Raw genomic sequence first — 18,584 nt, 5'->3', positions numbered from 1 at the left:
TTCAATTTCAAAATTCGGACGGTTGGCCGCACCGTGGCGAACCCCGATGCGATGGCCGCAAGCATGTCCCTGACAGCGCGGCCAATCGACGAGTCCCAGGCATCGTGGACCGGTCTGTCGCCGTCCCGACAGCGCTCGCGCCCGTTGAAGCGAATCCTCCGACCGCTCCGTCCCCGTCCCGGCCGGCCCCGGAGGCCGGGAGCGTAGCGACGCCCCCGGTTCTCTCGGAGGAGAACAAGGCGACTCCGCCGTCGTCGGCCCGCACCAAGACGCGAAAGCCCACGCCGACGACGCAGCGCCGAAGGAGCCGCCGCTGCGGTCGCCGATCCGTTCACCACGAAAGATGATGTATTGCTTGCGATACAAAAACAGGCCCGGCGATGTCGAAGTCCATACAACGCCGAGGACTCTGCGAAGATCGTTGTCTCCTACGGGATCAGGGAGGACGGCCCCGCTCATCACCCTCGAGTCCGGCCCCGCCGACGATCCGGTCCTGCACGCGCGTCTCCGCCGCCTCGCCACCAACTCGTGGCAACTGGAGATGGCTACGCACACCGGGCGCTGGGAACCAACCCCCTTTCGCGCCACCCGCGACGAACTCCTCGAGGTGCTCCTCGGTAACTTCGGCTGGACCCGCACGGAGAGGGCCTGGCGAACCCCTGGAGGACTTCGAGTCGGCTGTCCTGGTACAGCCACTCCGAAGTCCTTCCGGCCATGACCACGCAGACCGAGAAGCCCCCGAGACGACGACCGAAGCCCCAGCGGAGAATCAAGTATCTCGGAGCGGCGATGAAGATCGCGCCCCCAACCGCGGCAAGCAGGAATACGCGCCACGCTTTTTCGCGCATAGCGAGCGCGAGCGCGGCGTCGCTCGGGCTCGTGCGTGACGACCAGCCATGCCCCATCGAACCCGCGAGACCCGTCGAATTGGGCTCTCTGCTGCTTCGCGTGCTGTCGCGCCGATCGCGTCGAAGATGGCCGCTCCCGTCTTTCGCAGAACGACATCGCTCATTGACTGGCGAACGTAGATAGGTCTTTATCCTGGCGGGCAAACAACACCGGGGAGAGGATACATGGCAGGAATCATCGTTTTCTACGAAGGTAACAACGCCACTCAGAACATCGTCCAGACGGTCGAGGATGTTCCGGGTCAGGATTTCAGGCCGGTCCACAACGATGTGATCCGCTCGGCCAGGTTCTTCAATGTCAGGCCGGGAGCGGAGATCCGTCTATACGATGACCCGTCCGGGGCGATGACCGACGACTTCTGCATCATCAACGTCAAGCGGGTGGTCCCGGAGTACGTCGTTCCCACGTTCGAGCGCACGTACGAGGATGAGTTCGTGAGGGTCACCTTCATCCGCAACAACGGGCTGGACGGCCAGATCTCGCGGATCCGGATCAATTAGGCGGCCGCGGTCGCTACCGGGCTCGTGCCGCGACCGCGATCGGTGGCGCGGCAAGGGCTGCCCCGCCGTGCGAACCGCGAAGGACTTCGGAGTGACTCTACGAGTACAGCCGACCCGAAGTTCTCCAGGGGTTCGTGAGAGCCTCTCCGAGAGGGTGCAGCGGAGGTGCTACTCGTACTCGAAGAGCGGCTCGCCTTCCCTGACCGCCTGTTCCTCGGTGATGAGAACCTTTGTGATGGTGCCCTCGTCCTCGGCCTCGACGGGCATCTCCATCTTCATCACTTCGAGGATGGTGACGACCGTCCCCTCCTCGATCGGATCTCCGACCTTTACCTCAATCTTCCAGACGTTGCCCGTGATGTGCGCCTTGATGACCTTTGCCATGAGCCGCAACCCTACCAACGCGCGCGGCGGAATGAAAGCAAAGGCCAAGAGAGGGGCGAAACTCGCGTCCAAAAAGGGGGGGCACCGGAGGCCCTGGGGAGACGCATCGCGCCGAACAGTCAAGTGAGCCCCGGAAGGACTTCGGAGCGACTGGACTCGCGGCGCGGCTCGGTCCGTCGTTCCGGAGCCGCGCCGCCGCGCATCGGGTCCTTCGGTGCGCGGCAGTTCGAATCGACGCTGCGAAACTCCCGATCGGGCTAGGCGCGGCGGCGGCGGAGCAGCAGGAGGGCGAAGGCGCCGAGCCAGGCGGAGGCGCCGGACCTGTGGCTGTCGCAGCCGCAGCCCTCGTCGTTGCCGAAGCCGGGCGGGAGGCCGGCGCTGGCGGGGTCGGGGCTGCTCGAGTCGGTGCCTGGATCGGTGCCCGTGCTGTCGCCGCCGGTGTGGCTGGTGGTCGGCTCCGCGGCGCTGTCACTCTCGCCGGCGGTGCCGGCCGGGGCCGGATCGAGGTCGACGTCGAGCAGCCAGACGGTGTCGCCGGTGCCCTTGACGAGGGTCGGGCGCGGGCGCAGCGGCGGGGCTTCCGGCAGCGCGAGCAGCTCGGCGGTCGGCCACACGGACGCGGTGTCGAGCTGCAGGCGCCACGCGTGGGCAGTCTCGAGGTCGGGGACGTGGCGCCGTCGCTGTGGATCGTCGCCGTCGAGCAGCCAGACCTCGGGGCTGCCGTCGTCGGCGCGCGCGAGCGTGGGGGCGGGCGGGATGTCGAGGCCGAGCTCGAACTCGTCGACCTGCGCGTCGGTCAGGGTGACCAGATCGGCGAAGGTGGAGAATTGCCAGGCGCCGAGGACGTCGGGATTGGCGACGCGACGGCGCACGCCGGTGAGCCGCGGCAGGGGGCACTCGAGGGTCCGCGGGCTCGAGCCGAGCTCGGGGTTGTGGCCGCCCTGGGTGTCGATGCCGTAGGCGTGCACGGGGCGCGGCTGGCCGTCCTGCACGCTCAGCGGGGTGGGCATGCGAAAGCCGTGCTGGCACGAGCCGATCGCCATGCACAGATCTTCGCGGCTGACGTCGGCGTCGATCGCCACGCCGACAGCGTTGGGGTCGCCCGCGGGGCCGCCGAAGTAGAGGTGAGTGGGGATGACTGCATCGGGCGCGGTCGGGTCCTGCGACCAGCCAGTGATGTGGTCGCAGCCGGCGTCGTCGAGGTAGCCGATCGGGGCGAGGTTGCACTCGAGCCGCTCGATGATGTAGGCGTGCGGATCGACGGTGGTGCCCTGAAACACGCCGTTGGCGGCGGGCGCCATGGTGAGGTGGAGGTGGGCGCCCTGCGAGCAGCTGCCGGTGTTGCCGACCTGGCCGACCTGCTGGCCCCTGGTGACCGCGGTGCCGGGGCCGAGCGGCGAGGCGGCGATCATGTGGCTGTAACCCGAGAACATGCCGTCGGCGTGCTGCACGACGACGACGTTGCCGAGGCAGCCGGACCATTGATTGAGGGCGACGACGCCGTCGGCGACCGCGGGGATCGGGGTGCCTGCCGCCTGCGGGAAGTCGACGCCGCGGTGCGGGCTGGTGCGGCCGCAACAGGTGCTGCCCCAGCCGTCGGCGAGGTTGGGGTTGGGGAACGGGAGCTGATAACACACCGCGGCGTGAGCGGTGGCCGCGGGCGCTGCCACCCACGCGATGGCGGCCAGGCGCGCGAGGGCCTGCAGCGGCTTGCGAGACGATCCGTGTCGAGCGAGCATGTCTGCAGCGTGACGGAGGCCGCGGCGGCGGGTCAAGCGAGCGCGCGAGGATCGGGGCGGCGCCCAGCGGTGATTGCAGACATTGCCCGCGCAGTTTCGCGGCGGGATGATTCGTCGTCCGGGTGATTCCGCACGCGGCAGCGACGCGGCCCGCGAAACGAGTCTGTGGCACCCTGTCGGCGATGCTGCCTCGCTGCCGTGGTCTGGTGATGAGTTTGTCGTGGATGCTGGTGGCCTGCGGACGCGCTGCCACGAGCGCGCCGGAGCCGGCCGACGCGACGCCGCCGGCCGCTGCGACGGCGCCGACGGAGGGGCCGCTGGCGGCGGTGTACGCGGCGATGGACCGCAGCGCGGCGCCTTGCCAGGACTTCTACCGCTACGCCTGCGGGGGCTGGCTGGCGCGTAACGAGATCCCGCCGGACAAGGCGTCGACGTCGCGCGTGTCGGGCATCGACGACGTCAACCATGCGGTGCTGCGGACGCTGCTCGAGGAGGCGGGGCAGCGACGCGGCGAGGACCCACGGCGCGACCGGATCGGCGACTTCTACGCGGCGTGCATGGACGAGGCGGCGATCGAGGCGGCCGGGACGACGCCGCTGCAGCCGGCGCTGGCGGAGATCGCCCGGGTGCGCGACGCCCAGAGCGCGCTCGAGGCCGCGGCGCGGCTGCAGCCGTACGGGGTCGAGGCGTTCTATACGACGGCGATGGAGCCGGATTACAAGCAGCCGCGCGTGAACCTGTTGATGCTGATGCAGGGCGGTCTGGGCCTGCCGAGCCGCGATTATTATTTGGGCGACGAGGCGGCGACGCGCGAGCGGCTGGCGCGCTACACGAAGCACGTGGCGGGGATGCTGACCCTGGTCGGCGAGGCGCCGGCGGAGGCCGAGCGGCGGGCCGCAGAGGTGGTGGCGCTCGAGGCTGCGCTGGCGCAGGCGTCGCTGCCGCTCGAGCAATTGCGCGACACCGAGGCGACCTACCACAAGCATTCGCTGGCGGAGCTGCGCGCGCTGACGCCGGCGATCGACTGGCCGCGGGTGTTCGCGGCGGCCGGCAACGCGGCGGTGAAGCAGGTGAACGTGGCGACGCCGGAGTTCTTCCGCCAGACCGCGGCGCTGCTGGCGAAGAGCCGCAAGGAGGTGCTGCGCGCGTACCTGCGGTGGAAGCTGGTCAGCGGGGCGGCGCCGCACCTGTCGCGCGCGGTCGAGGCCCAGGGCTTCGCGTGGGCGACCGAGCTCACCGGCCAGCAGGAGCTGCCGCCGCGCTGGCGCCGGTGCGTCGACCGGACCGTGGCGGCGCTGCCGGAGGCGGTCGGGCCCGACTTCGTGGCGCGGGCGTTCCCCGGGGCCAGCAAGGCGACCGCGAACGCGATGATCGTGGCGATCGAGCAGGCGTTCGAGCGCGGGCTTGCGACGCTGCCGTGGATGGACGCGGGCACGCAGGCGCGGGCGCAGGCGAAGGCGCGGGGGCTGAGCAACATGGTCGGTTACCCCGACAGCTGGCGCGACTACTCGCAGGTGAAGGTCGAGCGCGGCGATTACTTCGGCGCGGTGGTGGCGGCCCGCCGGGCCGAGCTCGCGCGCGAGCTGCAGAAGGCGGACCGGCCGGTCGATCGCCAGGAGTGGCTGATGCCGGTGAGCGTGCTCAATGCGTACACCAACCCGCTGACGCTCGAGATGGCGTTCCCGGCGGCGATCTTGCAGCCGCCGCTGTTCTCGATCGAGCTGCCGATGGCGGTCAACTTCGGCGCGATCGGGTCGATCATGGGCCACGAGCTGACGCACCACTTCGACGACGAGGGCAGCACGTTCGACGAGACGGGGGCGCTGACCGACTGGTGGACGCCGGCGGCGCGGGCCGGCTTCGACGCGGCGGCGACGTGCGTGGTGAGCCAGTACGACGCCTATGAGGTGTTGCCCGGGCTGCGCGTGCGCGGCAAGCAGACGCTCGGCGAGAACATCGCCGACGCCGGCGGCCTCAAGTACGCGCACGCGGCCTATGTGCAATGGACGCAGGAGCACCCCGAGACGCTGCCGCTCGGCCCGCTGACCGGCGAGCAATTGCTGTTCGTGGCGTTCGCCCAGAACTATTGCGGCAAGGACACGCCGCAGAGCGAGGAGATGGACGTGCTGAGCGATGTCCACTCGCCCCGCCGCTTCCGCGCGATCGGCTCGCTGGTCAATCTGCCGGCGTTCTGGCAGGCGTTCCAGTGCGCGGAGGGGACGCCGATGCGCGCGCCCCGGCCGTGCGCGGTGTGGTAGCGGCGGGCCCGCCGCCGCGGCCGCGCTTGCCTGCATACATCGGGGCATGCCGGGCTCGACCGCGCGAAAGACGCGTAGGACTCGATTCGGGAGCGGCGGAGGTTGCGCTCTCGCGCTGAGAGAGGGCCCGATCGAACTGGATGCAAAGTGAGTTTGCGTGGGGTTTGTGCCCAGAAACTGGGTCTTCCCTCGTGGACTGCGAAGCGCGGCGCGCGGGCCGCCGGCGCGGACGGGCCGCTGGGCCGGCGCGGCGGCGTGGCTTCGATGTGGGACATGGCGGAAGCGACATGTCCTTTCGAGCATATGAGCAATCGACGCGAGCGCGGTAGTGCGACGGCGTCGAGACCGCGGCGTTGACCGCCGGCGCGGTCACGACGGATTGTGGTGAATGGAGGTGGTCTGATGAATCTCGGCAGTCGGCAATTCATCCGTCGCGCGGTCCTGGCGGTCCCGATGTGCGTGGGTCTTTTCAGCACAGGCTGCGGCGACGACGGGGGGCGGGATTCGGCGTCGGTGGGCGCGTCGCTCGGTGCGGTGACCACGGTGTCGCCAGGGACCTCACCCGAAGTGTCGTCGTCGTCGTCGTCGTCGACCGGGGAGGAGGCGACCCCCACGACCTCGGAGGGCACGAGCACGGGCGCCGGCGGGGACACCGGCGAGACAGAGGAGGCGCCGCCGGGCGGCGAGGCGCCGTCCGATTCGGGGCCGAAGTTCGACCTCGGCGATTCGCCGGACCCGGTCGACCCGGGGTCGCAGGCGGACAAGCCGTGCGTCAAGATCGATCTGCTGTTCGTGGTCGACAATTCGAGCAGCATGAAGCAGGAGCAGGTCAATCTGGTGGCCAGCTTCCCCACCTTCGTCAGCGAGATCCAGCAAGAGCTGGCGGACGCGGAGAGTCTGCACCTCGGGGTGGTCTCGACCGACGATTACGAGCACAACGACCCGGTCTGCGCCGACACTCTCGGGGCCCTGGTGACGCAGACGACCGGGGCGGAGGGGGCCAGCGACGCGGTGTGCGGGCCGTTCAAGAGCGGCCAGCGCTTCATGACCGAGGCCGACGACCTGCCGACGAGCTTCACCTGCGCGGCCCAGGTCGGGATCGACGGCAGCGGCGACGAGATGCCGATCGACGCGGCGCTGGCGGCCCTGGGCCCCGAGCTGGGCGCACCAGGCGCGTGTAACGAGCAATTCGTGCGAGAGGACGCCCTGCTGGTGCTGGTGATCATCACCGACGAGGAAGAGGAGGGCTCGGCCGGCGACCCGCCACAATGGTTCAACGCGCTCACTGCCCTCAAAGGCGGGGTCGAGAGCAACATCGTGGTGCTGTCGCTCATCGGCCCGAAGAACCCGGCCTGCAAGGACGCGGCGGAGATCGGCGAGCGCTTGACCGAATTCACCGAGATGTTCACCTACGGCAGCGTCGGCCAGATCTGCGCCGAGAACTATCAGATGTTCTTCCACGAGGCGATCTCGGGCATCGCCGAGGCCTGCGACGGGTTCATGCCGCCGGGCTGAGAGCGTCGGCGAGAAAAAACGCGGCCGCGGTCGGGATGTCCCTTCGGACAGGTGGTGGCTCCGGCCGCTCGCGGCTTGCTCCGGCGCACGGCCCGCGCGGGGACGCCCACCGGGTCGGGGCCGATCGCCGCCCGCGCCGTAGCCGGGCTTCTGCTTGCTGCTGAGCCTGGGTCGGGGTCGGTCGTCGGCAGGGCCCTGCGCATGCGGCACAACCCCTGGGACGGCGGCGGCGGCGCAGGTGGATCCGCTTGGAATCTCCGGGGGCGGGTCTGTCACAGTTCACAGACATGTCCTCGCTCACCAGGTCGATCCTCGCGCGCGCCGCTGCGTGCGCCTCGCTGTCCCTCGTGATCGCCAGTTGTAACCCGCCCGACGACGGGGTGGCCGACCCGGAGTCGGCGCGGCGGGCCTACCTCGGGCTCGATCGCGCGGTCGACCGCGCGCTGGGCCTCGGCTTCGACGGCTACAACGCCGCCTCGAACGCCAACATCCCCGAGCAGATGGCCGCCGGCGAGCTGTCCGGGACGATGGTGGTCGGCGGCAAGGTCGACCAGGGCGCGTCCGACAACAAGGAGATGGACCTGCAGGTCACCCTCACCGACTACTCGGATGGGCCGGTCGAGGACATGTTCGACGTCGTCTACGACGGCGGGCCCGCGCTGCTCGACCTCAGCCTGCGCGACCTGCCGGCCGGGACCGTGACGGGCAGCTTCAGCGGCGAGTTCGCGATGACGGGGGCGCTCGCGGGCATGGTCGCGCTCGACCTCGACATCACCGGCGAGACCGAGGAGGCGCCCGACGGGGCGATTCGCCGCAAGGCCGGGACGATTCATGTGACCGGAACGGCGACCTCGGATTACGGGGTGTTCGCGATCGACGTCGCGTTGTGAGAAAGGGTTGGAATCGCCGCTCTGGAGCCGGTCTCACGCGCCGATGCGACGAAATGTCTTTGCGTACGGATTGTCCATAGTTTGTCTGTCGATCGTCGGCTGCACCTCGGGGCCGGCCACGACCACCGAGACCGAGACCGGCACGACCACGACCACGGGGACGCCGTCGACCGTCGGCGAGACGACGACGACGTCCACGACCACGGGCACCAGCGAGCCGACGACCACCGGCGAGCCGGTCACGAGCACCGGGCCGACGATCGGGACCACGGAGCCGCCCGAGACGACGACGACCAGCACCACAACGACGACCACCGAGACGACCGACGGCGGGATGCCGATGCCGGTCGCCTGCGGCGGCAAGATCTATCAGTGCGGCGACGCGCTCGACAACGACGGCGACGGGGCGATCGACGGCGGCGACAAGGAGTGCACGAGCCCGTGCGACGACAGCGAGGGCTCGCTGCAGACCGACCTGCCGGGGCAGAACCTCGACTGCAAGAACGACTGCTACTGGGACGCCGACAGCGGGGTCGGCAACGACAAGTGCGAGTACGACCTGCAGTGCGACCCGCAGAACCCCGGTGAGCTGATCGGCTGCGGGTTCAAGCAGGAGTGCGAGCCGGACGTGACGCCGCAGTGCCTCGAGGTCTGCACCGACCTCGTGCCGAACGGCTGCGACTGCTTCGGCTGCTGCCATGTGCAGACGCCGAACGGGACGGTGGACATCTTCCTCGGCTCGGCGCCCGACTGTTCGCTGACGAACCTCGACGCGTGCGGCAAGTGTACCTTCCAGGAGTCGTGCAACAACGTCTGCGAACCGGAGAAGTGCGAGCTGTGCTTCGGCGAGGACGAGCTGCCCGAGGGCTGCGAGGAGGCCGGCTGCGACGAGGGCGACGTCCCGTGCATGGTCGACAAGGAGGGCGTCTCGAATTGTCCCGAGGGCTTCTTCTGCTCGACCGGTTGTTGCCAGCCGATCGAGCCCGGATGAGGCGGGCGGCGCGCGCGAGCTCGCGACGCCGGTCGAATGACCTTGGAATCGCGGGGGCGGTCGTGGTCAAACTGGGTACGATGCGAAAGATCCTGGTTCTGACGTACGGGTCGATGCTCACGATCGGTCTTGCGAGCTGCGGGGAGAAGCAGCTCGACGTGACCGAACCTTCGGAGAAAGGCGGGCCGTGCGACCCGCTGATCGACCCGGCCACGGCCAACGGTCCCCACTGCGTCGAGGGGCTCGCGTGCGATCCGGTCGACGGCGAGACGGACGTGTGGGTGTGCGGCGAGCCGCTGCAGATCCACGGCATGGTGATCGACCTGCAGACCGGCGAGCCGCTCGAGGGGGCGCTCGTCAACGGGCAGGACCGCACCGGCGCGCCGCTCGGCGAGGTCGCGGTGACCGACGCGATGGGCCACTACGAATTGCAGGTCAGCGCGCCGCGCCAGCCGGACGGCGAGCTGGCGAGCGACGTGAATTACACGCTGCAGGCGTTCGCCCGCGACTACCTGCCGTTCCCGTCGGGGATCCGCGTGGCCCTGCCGATCCACGCGGCGGAGGCGGCGTACGACGAGGAGCTCAAGGTCAGCGTGATCGAGGGTCCGTTGACCACGGTGGGCCTGGTGATGCTGCCCGACGCGCTGCGCGGCGGGGTGACGGTGACGGGCACGGTCGGCGGCGTCGATCCGGGCGGCACTCTGGTGGTCGCGGAGGGGGTGAGCGGCGACGCGGTGGCCCAGTACGGGGTGGCCGATCGGACCGGTGCGTACACGATCTTCAACGTGCAGGCCGGCGAGGCGTCGGTCCGCGGCTACCGGCGCGGGCTCGAGCTGGCGGCGACCGCCACCACGGTGGCGGCGGCCGATCTCGAGAAGGTCGACCTGATGGCGGTGGCGGAGGGCGAGGAGAACGTCGGCGCGGTCAGCGGGACGGTGCAGATCGTCAACGCGCCGGGCGAGAGCGTGACGAGCGTCGTGTTGGTGCCGGTCAGCGTGTTCAACGCGACGCTCGAGCGCGGCCCGGTGCCGTTCGGCCTGCGCTCGCCCGACCCGGGGGTCGAGCCCGACGTGACCGGGACGTTCCGCATCCCCGGCGTGCCGGCGGGCACCTACAAGGTGCTGGCGGCGTTCGAGAACGACCGGCTGGTGCGCGACCCGGACAGCTCGATCGGCGGGACCGAATTGCAAGAGGTGACGGTCGCGGCCGGCGAGGCGGTGACGGTCGACGCGGGCTTCAAGATCACCGAGGCGCTCGCGGTCGTCGCGCCCGGGGCCGAGGAGCCGACGGCGACCTCCGCGACGCCGACCTTCGAGTTCGCCGACGACTCGAGCGAGAAGGGCTACATCGTCCGCGTGTTCGACGTGTTCGGCGAGCTGGTGTGGGAGAATGCGATGGTGCCGGGCGTGTCGGGGGCAAAGACGGTGGGGGTGCCCTACGAGGGCCCGGCGCTGACGAAGGGGCTCTATTATCAATTCCGGGCGATCTCGCTCAACGGCGACGGCGTGCCGCTGTCGGCCACCGAGGATCTGCGCGGCGTGTTCGTGGTCGAATGATCACAGGCGGTCCGCCGGGCGTGCGCGCCCGGCGGGCTCTGCCGTGGCCGATGATACGTGTTGCAGTGCGAGCGGCGAATCGCGCGAAAACGGCGATTGCCTTTTCGCGTGGCCGGCGACACTATCTGCATATGACGAAGATTCACGTCCTCGGAATATGCGCGCTGCTGGCCTGCAACGGGCCGAGCAAGGGCGAGACGGAGACCCAGGTCGCCAGCGAGACCGCGTCGGACAGCACGACGGTGACTGTGATGACGACCGCGGGGCCGACGACCGGGACCGACACCACGACCGGGACGACTGCCGAGCCGACCACCGCCGGGCCGACGACGAGCACGAGCACGAGCACGAGCACCAGCACGACGACGACGACCTCGGACACCACGACCGAGCCGATCACCACCACCGAGACGACGACCACCACCACGGGCGGTGGGTCGTGCGTCCCGCTGCAGTGCGACGGGGGCGTCTACGCCTGCGGCGATTGCATGGACAACGACGGCGACGGCCTGGTCGACCAGGCCGACCCGGAGTGCGTGTCGCCGTGCGACGACCGCGAGGACACGTTCGCGACCGGCCTGCCGGGCGACAACATGGACCCGTGCAAGCAGGACTGCTTCTTCGACGGCAACTCGGGCGGCGGTGCCGGCGACTGCGCGTGGAACCTGAAGTGCGACCCGAAGAGCCCGGGCGGCGACAAGTGCCCGTACGACGAGGACTTCAACAACTGCCCGATGGACCAGCCGCAGCAGTGCATCGACGAGTGCCAGGTGCCGAACGGCTGCGACTGCTTCGGCTGCTGCACTGTGGTCGTCGACGGGATGTCCTACGACATCTTCCTCGGCGACCAGGACTGCTCTCTGGCGCAGATCGACTCGTGCCAGCAGTGCACGAAGAACCCCGACTGCGACGACGAGTGCCACCCGGAGGAGTGCGAGGTCTGCTTCGGGGAGACCGAGCCGCCGCCGGGTTGCGACGACCCCTCCTGCGAGGGCGACGCGCAGCCGTGCGAGATCGACGACATGGGCCAGAGCGACTGCCCCGAGGGCTTTTATTGCAAGACCGGCTGCTGCCACGTGCTCGAGCCGGGCTGAGCCCCTTGGAAGCGCGGGAGTGGCGCCGGTCTACGGGGCATGGGACGAACCCTCCTGGTCACCTCCGCGCTCCTGTTGTTCACCGCCTGTGACGCCGCCGTCGTCGCCCAGGCCGAGACCCGCACCGAGGTCGAGGCCGAAGCCGCGGCGGCCGCGGCGGTCGCGGCCGAGGCGGACGTGGCGGTCGTCGCCGCGGCGCCGGCCACCGCGTCGATCGAGCTGCAGGCCGACAGCTTCCGCCTGGCCGAGGTCACCGCGCTGGTGCAGGGCGGGACGATCGAGACGGCGGAGGAGCTCGAGCTGGCGGTCAACGACCCGGAGGCGGGCATCAATCGCATCGACATCGACGCCGACGGGCAGGTCGATCACGTCGAGGTGGTCGAGGTCCGCGGCGACGCTCAGGTCGACTTCCAGATGAAGGTGATCCCGTCGTCGCGAGCGACCGTGGTCCACGCGGTCGACCTGGCGACTGCGACGGTGGCGGCGAGCCGCGCCACCAGCGAGGTGTCGTTCTCGGCCAACTTCTCGGCCGGGGTCCACTTCTCGGCCGGCGCGGCGGTCCACGCCGATGTGTTGACATTCGTGGCACCGGCGCGCTTCGAGGCGACCGCGGTCTTCGTCGCCCAGCCGCTGCTGGCGTGGGCGTTCGTGGTCGACCGGCCGATGTACCACAGCGTCTACGTCGAGGCGGAGACGGGGCGGTGGATCCCGCCGGGCCACCTCAAGCACGGCCACTGGAAGGCCACCGGCGGGCTGCCGCCCGGCCACGCGAAGGGCCACGGGGGCTTCGCCGGCGAGGGCCACGGCGGGTTCGGCGGGCACGCGAAGGGCCACGGCAAGGGCGGGTTCGACGGGCACGCGAAGGGCCACGGGTCCGCAAAGGGCGGGTTCGGCGGCGGCGGGTCCGGCAAGGGACATGGCGGTGGCGGATCTGCGAAGGGCGGGTCCGGCGGCCTGGGTGGCGCGAAGCACCACGGGGGCAAGTCGCACGGCGGGTCGGCCGGGCCGAAGCAGTCGATGCACGGCGGCGGCCCGAAGGGCGGCGGCGGTCCGAAGGGCGGCGGCGGTCCGAAGGGCGGCGGCGGGGGCTCGAAGGGCGGCGGGAAGGGCAAGAAATAGCGCGCGACCGGAATGACGTCACATGTCGCATGGGACATGTGTCGTCATTTCCGCGATCGACGAGGCGGCGGGCCTGGGCTCGCCGCCGCTGCGATCACTGCTTCTCGCAGCCGCAGCCGTGCTCCTCGAAGAACGGCTGCTCGCCGAGGCGGCACACGAACACTGCCACGGCGCACTCCTCACGGTCGTGGCTCACGTAGCGGCGCTTCGCCGGGCGCTCCTGGCAGGTGCCGAGGCAATCGATGTCGCCGGCGTCGGGGTCGCACGCGTCGCTCGGGTCGTCGACGCAGGCCTGCTTCTTCGAGCAGGTGAGGCCGGCGACGCCGCCGCATTGCGCGGGGCTCTGGACGGGCGGCGCCTCGACCTGGCGGCAGACCCCGGGGCAGTCGGTGTGGCCCTTCTTGGGGTCGCAAACGTCGTTGAGCTTGTCGACGCAGATCTGGCCCTTGTCGCACTGCTTGCCGTCGACGCCGCAGGAGAGGTCGGGCTCGGGCTGGGGCTCGACATCGGGGACGGGGTCGGGGCCGGGCTCCGCGGGCCGGCAGCCGCCGAGGCAATCGCTGTCGCCGCGCGAGGGGACGCAATCGTCGGCGAGGTCGTGGCAGATCCACCCCTCCTCGCATTCGACGCCGGCCGGGCCGCCGCACAGGCCCTGGGGCAGCGGCGCGGGCTCGGGCTCGGGGGCGGGCTGGTCGGCCAGATCGAGCGGACGGCAGCCGCCCAGGCAATCGGTGTGGCCGAGCTCGGGGTCGCATTCGTCGGCGAGGTCGTGGCAGACCCAGCCCTCGTCGCAGGCGATCTGGAGGACGCCGCCGCAGAGGCCGTCGATCGGCTCGCAGAGGCCGACGCAATCGGGGCCCTGGGTCTCGGGGCGGCATACGCCGCCGCTCGCGTCGATGCATTCGAGGCCGGCTGGGCATTCGAGCTCGTCGACTCCGCCGCAGCCGATAGGTGCTTCGCGGTCGGACGGGTCCGGGGTGATATCGCCGGCGTCGCAGGCCGCGACGAGGCAGAGGCCGAGGAAGAAACGGTGAATGGGGGCACTAATGATGATACGCATGATGTCTCCATGGTGCCGCTCCCATAATCGGAGCGGCGAGGGGTACATGGAATGAGTGTTCACCGAGGGGGCCGCGGATCAGGTGCTGACAGCACAAGTCCAAAATCGGTAGCACCCTGGACGGCCCACCACACACACCCGGGAATCATGCGAGATTTCGATCTGGAGAAAGTGAAATTGTCGGCCGTGACTTCTCACGGCGGCAATTTCAGCCGTCGGACCTGCGTCGGACCAGGCGCAGCTTGCCCCGCTCGCCGGCGCACCAGAAGCCGCCGTCGCCGGCGGCCTCGACCCCCGCGATCATGGCCACAGGGACGCTCAGGACCTCTTCCGGCGTGCCGTCGGCGGCCAGTCGGCGCAGCTCGGCGGGCTTGTCGTCGCCGGCCGCCGCGTGCCACAGCTGGCCGTCGACGCACGTCACCCCGGTGACGAACCGGTCCGACGTCAGGGTCTTCACGACCTCGCCGGTGGCGGCGTCGACCTTGTGGATCCGCGCGCCATAGCATTGGCCGATCCACAAATAACCGTCGGCCCAGGCCATGCCGCTGTCCTCGCCCTTGCCCGGGGATGGCAGGCGCCTGACAATTTGTCCATCGCTCGGATCAATGACGAGGATCTCGCCCTTGGCCAATTGATAGAGGTGCTCGCCGTCGTAGGCGGTGCCGGCGTCGGCGCCGGGAACGGCGAAGCGGCGCACGACGTTGCCGGAGATCGGGTCGAAGGCGACGACCTCGTCGTCGCGGGCGAACCACACCGACTTGCCGTCGAAGGTGACGCCGTGGATCTGGCGCTCGCCCTCCGGCAGGTACTCGCGCGCGACCTCGGCGGGCTGGGTGGGAGCGGGGAGTTGTTCGCGGGTCATGGCTTGCTGTCGCATGCCCGAGGGTCTAGCCGCCCGGGACGAGGCCGAGGAGTAACATCCGTGACGCGATCGGGGCGCCGGGTCGGGTGTAGCGGACGTCTTTTCCCTTGCCGGTGCGGACGACGACGCCGCGCTCGACGAGCAGCTGCAGGGCCCGCTGGGCGGTTCTTCGTGACACGCCGGCGTGCTCGGCGAGGGCCTGGGCCGACCACGCCGCGCCGTCGCCGAGGAGCAGGCCGAGGCGCGCGGCCTCGTCGTCGGTCGGCGGCAAGAGGACTGCGACGTCGCGCTCCGAGGCGAGCACGTAGCCGTCCTCGCTGGCGACCGGCGCGGCGGCGAGGCCGTCCATGAGCTTGCGCAGGCGGCCGAGCTCGACCCGCAGGCGGGCCCGGTGCGAGGCGTTGACGCGGCGGACGGCGAAGGCGCGGGCGGCCAGCAGGTCGCGCCCGACCGCGGCCGGCCAGGCGCGCGCGAGCTCGAGGAGCAGGGCGAACAGCACCGGGCGGCGCGCCAGGGGGATGGTGACGCGGCCGGCGAGGGCGAGGCGGCGACAGGCGTCGACGAGCAGCACGTGGCCGCGCGCCAGCGACTCGATGGCGAACAAATCGGCCTCGACGGTCGCGCCGGCGCGCCAGATCGACGCGACCGGGCGCGCGAGCTCGTGCCCCAGCGCCTCGACGGTGCGCGCGAGCAATTGATGCGGGGCGCGGGCCATGGCCTCGCGGGCGCGGGCGAGGGCGGCCCGGGCGTCGCTGGGGTGGAGGGCGCGCACTGCGATCTCGGCCTGCACGAGGGAGGCGACGGCGCGCAGGTCGGGGCCGAGGTCGCCGGCGAGGACGGCCTCCACGGCGCGGCGGGCCTCGTTGAGGCGGCCGAGCAGGACCTCGGCGCGGGCGAGGACGAGGCGCTGCATGGCGGCGTTGCGGGCGTCGCCGAGGCGCTCCAGCGCGTCGGCGGCGGCCCTGGCGGTGCGGGCGGCCTGGGCCGGGGCGCCGCTGCCGAGCTCGACCTCGACCATGGCGGCGCGGGCCCGGGCGGCCAGGAGCGGGTCGTCGTCGGCGCGGCCGACCGCCTGTTCGAGGGCCGTCCGCGCCAGCTCGAGGTCGCCGAGCTGGGCGTAGGCGATGCCGCGGAGGGTGAGGCCGCGGGCGCTGTCGTCGCGACCTACGCCGGTGAGCGCGCGCAGCGGGTCGCCGCCGGCGAGGGCGCGGGCGGCGTCGAGGAGGGCGTCGGGCGCGGGCACGCGGCGAGGATGGTCCGCCCGCCGGGAAATGTCACGAGGTGAATCGCGCCACGAATGTTACGCGCGACGCCGACGCTGCCCGCCTATGTTGTCGGCATGTGCCCTGCCTGTTGGACCTCCATTGCGCTCACCGTCGCCGCGGCGACGGGGACCGGCGCCGCTGTGACCACCCTGGTGGTCCGGGCGAAGCGGTCGTTCGAGCCGAAGCGTCGACCCGAACCGCGAAAGGATGAATGCCATGACCACCGTGAATAATGTCGTGAGCCGCGAGGCCTGGCTGGCGGCCCGCCTGGAGCTGCTGGCGCGCGAGAAGGCGTGGACCCGCGAGGGCGACGCGCTGGCGGCGGCCCGGCGCGCGTTGCCGCGGGTCCGCATCGACGCCCCTTACGTGTTCGCCGGGCCCGACGGCGAGCGCAGCCTGCTCGACCTGTTCGCCGGCAAGCGCCAGCTCGTGCTTTATCATTTCATGTTCGATCCATCGAAGGACCAGGGGTGCAGGAGCTGCTCCTTCGTCGCCGATCATTTCGCCGGCGCCCAGGTCCACCTGGCCGCCCGCGACACCGCCTTGGTGGTGGTCTCGCGGGCGTCTCTGGCCAAGATCGCCGCGTTCCGGGCGCGGATGGGCTGGACGTTCCAGTGGCTGTCGTCGCACGGCAGCAGCTTCAATTACGACTTCGGTGTGTCGTTCGACCCGGCCGACGTCGCGGCCCAGGCGGTCGACTACAATTATAAAAAGCAGGCGTTCCCGCACCCCGAGGCGCCGGGGATCAGCGTGTTCGTGCGCGAGGGCGACGCGGTCTACCACACCTATTCGACGTACGGCCGCGGCTTCGAGCCGGTGATGACGACCTACGCGATCCTCGACCTCACGCCGCTCGGCCGGCAGGAGGAGGGGCTCGAGTTCCCGATGGCGTGGGTGCGCCACCACGACAGCTACGACGTGACGTGACCGCAGGGACATGTCTCATAGGGCATGTCGGCCAAGACATGCCCTCGGGAGCATGTCCTTCCGGACATGCTCTTTACAGCGCGGCGCCGGACTGCTGGTCGAGCAGCAGCGCGCCGGCCACTGCCACGCGCTCGCCGGGGTTCACGCCGGAGACGACCTGGGCGTGGTCGCCGGCGGTGTGGCCGACGACCACGCGACGGGCCTCGAACACGCCGGGGTCGACCTCGACGTAGGCGGTCGCGGACTCGCCGTCCTTGATCAGGACGGCTTGCTTGGGCAGCGTGACGCCGGCGCCGGCGGGCCCGGCGATGTCGGCACGGACGAACATGCCGGGGCTGAGCTTGTGGGTGGTGACTGCCTCGTCGGCGATGGCGATGTAGACCGGGGCGCGGCGCTGGCCGATGTCGACCAGCGCGCCGACGCCGACGACGCGGCCGGGGACGGGCGCCGGCTCGGCGGAGAAGCGCAGCTGGACCGTGGTGCCGGGGCGGATCTGCAGCAGGTCGTCCTCGAACACGTCCGCCACCACCCACAGCGCGGTCTTGTCGCCGATCTCGAGCAGCGGGGCCCCGCCGGGCTCGACCTGGGCGCCGATGGTGGCTTGCCGGCGCAGCACCGTGCCGTCGATCGGCGCGACCACTGTGATGCTGCCCGAACGGCTGGGGCCGAGCATCTCGACCGCGCGGCGGGCGTGGCGGTCGGCGACGCGGGCGGCCTCGAGGTCGGCGCGGGCGGCCTGACGGTCGAGCTCGCGGCCGACGCCGGCCTTGATCATCTGCTCCTGGCGGACCAGCGCTCGCTCGGCCCGCTGCAGCTCCAGCCGGGCCTGGTCGCGTTGCAGGTGCAACGCCGACGCTTGCGGGCTCGACAGCTCGATCAGCGGGTCGCCGGCCTTCACCGCGGCGCCGACCTCGACCAGCAACTTGCGGACGCGACCAGCGGCGGGGGCGTCCACTCGGGCCGTCGAATTGTCGCGGAAGGCCACGCGCCCAGGCGCGCGGATCGACAGGTCCTCGGGCGCATGGGTGGCGGGCTCGACGCGGATGTAGGCCATCGCGCTCGCAGGCAGGCTCACGCGGTTGGGCGTGTCGTTGCCGCGGGCGGCGGAGCGCGTGTCGTCGCCGGCGCCGGGGCGGCGACCGGCGGCGGCCGAGGTGGGCTCGCAGCCGCTGAGGCTGCCGACCAGAGCGACGCACGCGAGGGCGGCTGCGCGGTGGTCGTGGCGCCGCTGCAGCGCCAGGGTGCCGAGGCCGAGGCCGAGGCCGCCGAGCATGACGCCGGCCTGCGGCGCGGACACGCCGCCGGCCGAGGCGGCTCGGGCGTCGCGCGGCTGAAAGGTCAACGCGCACAACACCGAGGCCGCGGCGGCCCAGCCAAGCGCGCACTCCCGGACACGACGAAGGGACGACATGGCGATCGAGGATTCAAGCTACCACATGCGCGACGAAACTCGACTCGCGCGAGGCGCGACGCGCCGCGTCACAGTGTGACCCCGCGCCCGCTTCGCCGCTTCAT

Annotated in this window: 15 protein-coding genes; 9 read left to right on the top strand and 6 right to left on the bottom strand. The window is 70.9% G+C overall.

The genetic code is table 11. From position 1 onward, the window contains the following. The first annotated feature begins 1,073 nt into the window (after positions 1-1,073). A complete protein-coding gene (locus tag OV090_RS09360) occupies positions 1,074-1,409 on the top strand; it encodes a hypothetical protein (RefSeq protein WP_267703203.1) in 336 nt (111 codons plus the stop codon). Between the two features lie 168 nt (positions 1,410-1,577). On the opposite strand, the gene OV090_RS09355 is transcribed toward OV090_RS09360, so the two are convergent. After that, entirely contained in the window at positions 1,578-1,793 is a 216-nt protein-coding gene (locus OV090_RS09355; protein ID WP_267703201.1) for an acetyl-CoA carboxylase biotin carboxyl carrier protein subunit, read from the bottom strand. A gap of 257 nt (positions 1,794-2,050) precedes the next feature. Continuing rightward, positions 2,051-3,532: a M23 family metallopeptidase gene (locus OV090_RS09350; protein WP_267703200.1), complete on the bottom strand. Its 1,482-nt coding sequence runs from the start codon at positions 3,530-3,532 to the stop codon at positions 2,051-2,053. A 182-nt stretch (positions 3,533-3,714) separates the two neighbouring features. On the opposite strand from OV090_RS09350, the gene OV090_RS09345 reads away from it, so the two are divergent. From OV090_RS09345 to OV090_RS09315, 7 genes are all read left to right on the top strand, one after another. After that, the gene (locus OV090_RS09345; protein ID WP_267703199.1) at positions 3,715-5,790 is read left to right on the top strand and encodes a M13 family metallopeptidase; all 2,076 of its coding nucleotides are present in this window, start codon (positions 3,715-3,717) and stop codon (positions 5,788-5,790) included. A 543-nt stretch (positions 5,791-6,333) separates the two neighbouring features. Then, positions 6,334-7,305 carry a hypothetical protein gene (locus tag OV090_RS09340; RefSeq protein ID WP_267703198.1) on the top strand — a complete coding sequence of 324 codons (972 nt, stop codon included), beginning with the start codon at positions 6,334-6,336 and terminating at the stop codon, positions 7,303-7,305. A gap of 287 nt (positions 7,306-7,592) precedes the next feature. Continuing rightward, positions 7,593-8,195 carry a hypothetical protein gene (locus OV090_RS09335; protein WP_267703197.1) on the top strand — a complete coding sequence of 201 codons (603 nt, stop codon included), beginning with the start codon at positions 7,593-7,595 and terminating at the stop codon, positions 8,193-8,195. Between the two features lie 70 nt (positions 8,196-8,265). Beyond that, positions 8,266-9,186 (top strand): hypothetical protein, encoded by a 921-nt coding sequence (locus OV090_RS09330; RefSeq protein ID WP_267703196.1) that lies wholly within the window; start codon positions 8,266-8,268, stop codon positions 9,184-9,186. A gap of 80 nt (positions 9,187-9,266) precedes the next feature. Next, on the top strand, positions 9,267-10,742 hold the full coding sequence (locus tag OV090_RS09325) for a hypothetical protein (protein WP_267703195.1): 1,476 nt from the start codon (positions 9,267-9,269) through the stop codon (positions 10,740-10,742). Positions 10,743-10,873: 131 nt separating this feature from the next. Next, entirely contained in the window at positions 10,874-11,836 is a 963-nt protein-coding gene (locus tag OV090_RS09320) for a hypothetical protein (protein ID WP_267703194.1), read from the top strand. A gap of 39 nt (positions 11,837-11,875) precedes the next feature. Beyond that, positions 11,876-12,955 carry a hypothetical protein gene (locus OV090_RS09315; protein ID WP_267703193.1) on the top strand — a complete coding sequence of 360 codons (1,080 nt, stop codon included), beginning with the start codon at positions 11,876-11,878 and terminating at the stop codon, positions 12,953-12,955. 94 nt (positions 12,956-13,049) lie between these two features. On the opposite strand, the gene OV090_RS09310 is transcribed toward OV090_RS09315, so the two are convergent. The 3 genes from OV090_RS09310 to OV090_RS50585 all read right to left on the bottom strand — a co-directional run bounded on the left by OV090_RS09310 (position 13,050) and on the right by OV090_RS50585 (position 16,120). Continuing rightward, complete coding sequence (locus OV090_RS09310; protein ID WP_267703191.1) at positions 13,050-14,015, bottom strand: hypothetical protein; 966 nt, start codon at positions 14,013-14,015, stop codon at positions 13,050-13,052. Between the two features lie 208 nt (positions 14,016-14,223). Continuing rightward, positions 14,224-14,892 carry a PQQ-binding-like beta-propeller repeat protein gene (locus OV090_RS09305; RefSeq protein ID WP_267703189.1) on the bottom strand — a complete coding sequence of 223 codons (669 nt, stop codon included), beginning with the start codon at positions 14,890-14,892 and terminating at the stop codon, positions 14,224-14,226. 10 nt (positions 14,893-14,902) lie between these two features. Continuing rightward, the gene (locus tag OV090_RS50585) at positions 14,903-16,120 is read right to left on the bottom strand and encodes an HTH domain-containing protein (protein ID WP_267703187.1); all 1,218 of its coding nucleotides are present in this window, start codon (positions 16,118-16,120) and stop codon (positions 14,903-14,905) included. Between the two features lie 238 nt (positions 16,121-16,358). Here OV090_RS50585 and OV090_RS09295 point away from each other — a divergent pair, with 238 nt between their 5' ends. Then, a complete protein-coding gene (locus tag OV090_RS09295) occupies positions 16,359-17,069 on the top strand; it encodes a DUF899 domain-containing protein (protein ID WP_267703186.1) in 711 nt (236 codons plus the stop codon). A 73-nt stretch (positions 17,070-17,142) separates the two neighbouring features. Here OV090_RS09295 and OV090_RS09290 read toward each other — a convergent pair whose 3' ends face one another. Further along, positions 17,143-18,480, bottom strand: a complete 1,338-nt coding sequence (locus OV090_RS09290; RefSeq protein ID WP_267703184.1) for an efflux RND transporter periplasmic adaptor subunit — start codon at positions 18,478-18,480, stop codon at positions 17,143-17,145. Between the last annotated feature and the right edge of the window lie 104 nt (positions 18,481-18,584).

Source organism: Nannocystis sp. RBIL2 (assembly GCF_026626745.1).
Classification (GTDB): domain Bacteria; phylum Myxococcota_A; class Polyangia; order Nannocystales; family Nannocystaceae; genus Nannocystis.
This window is presented reverse-complemented; position numbering and strand designations above follow the sequence as displayed.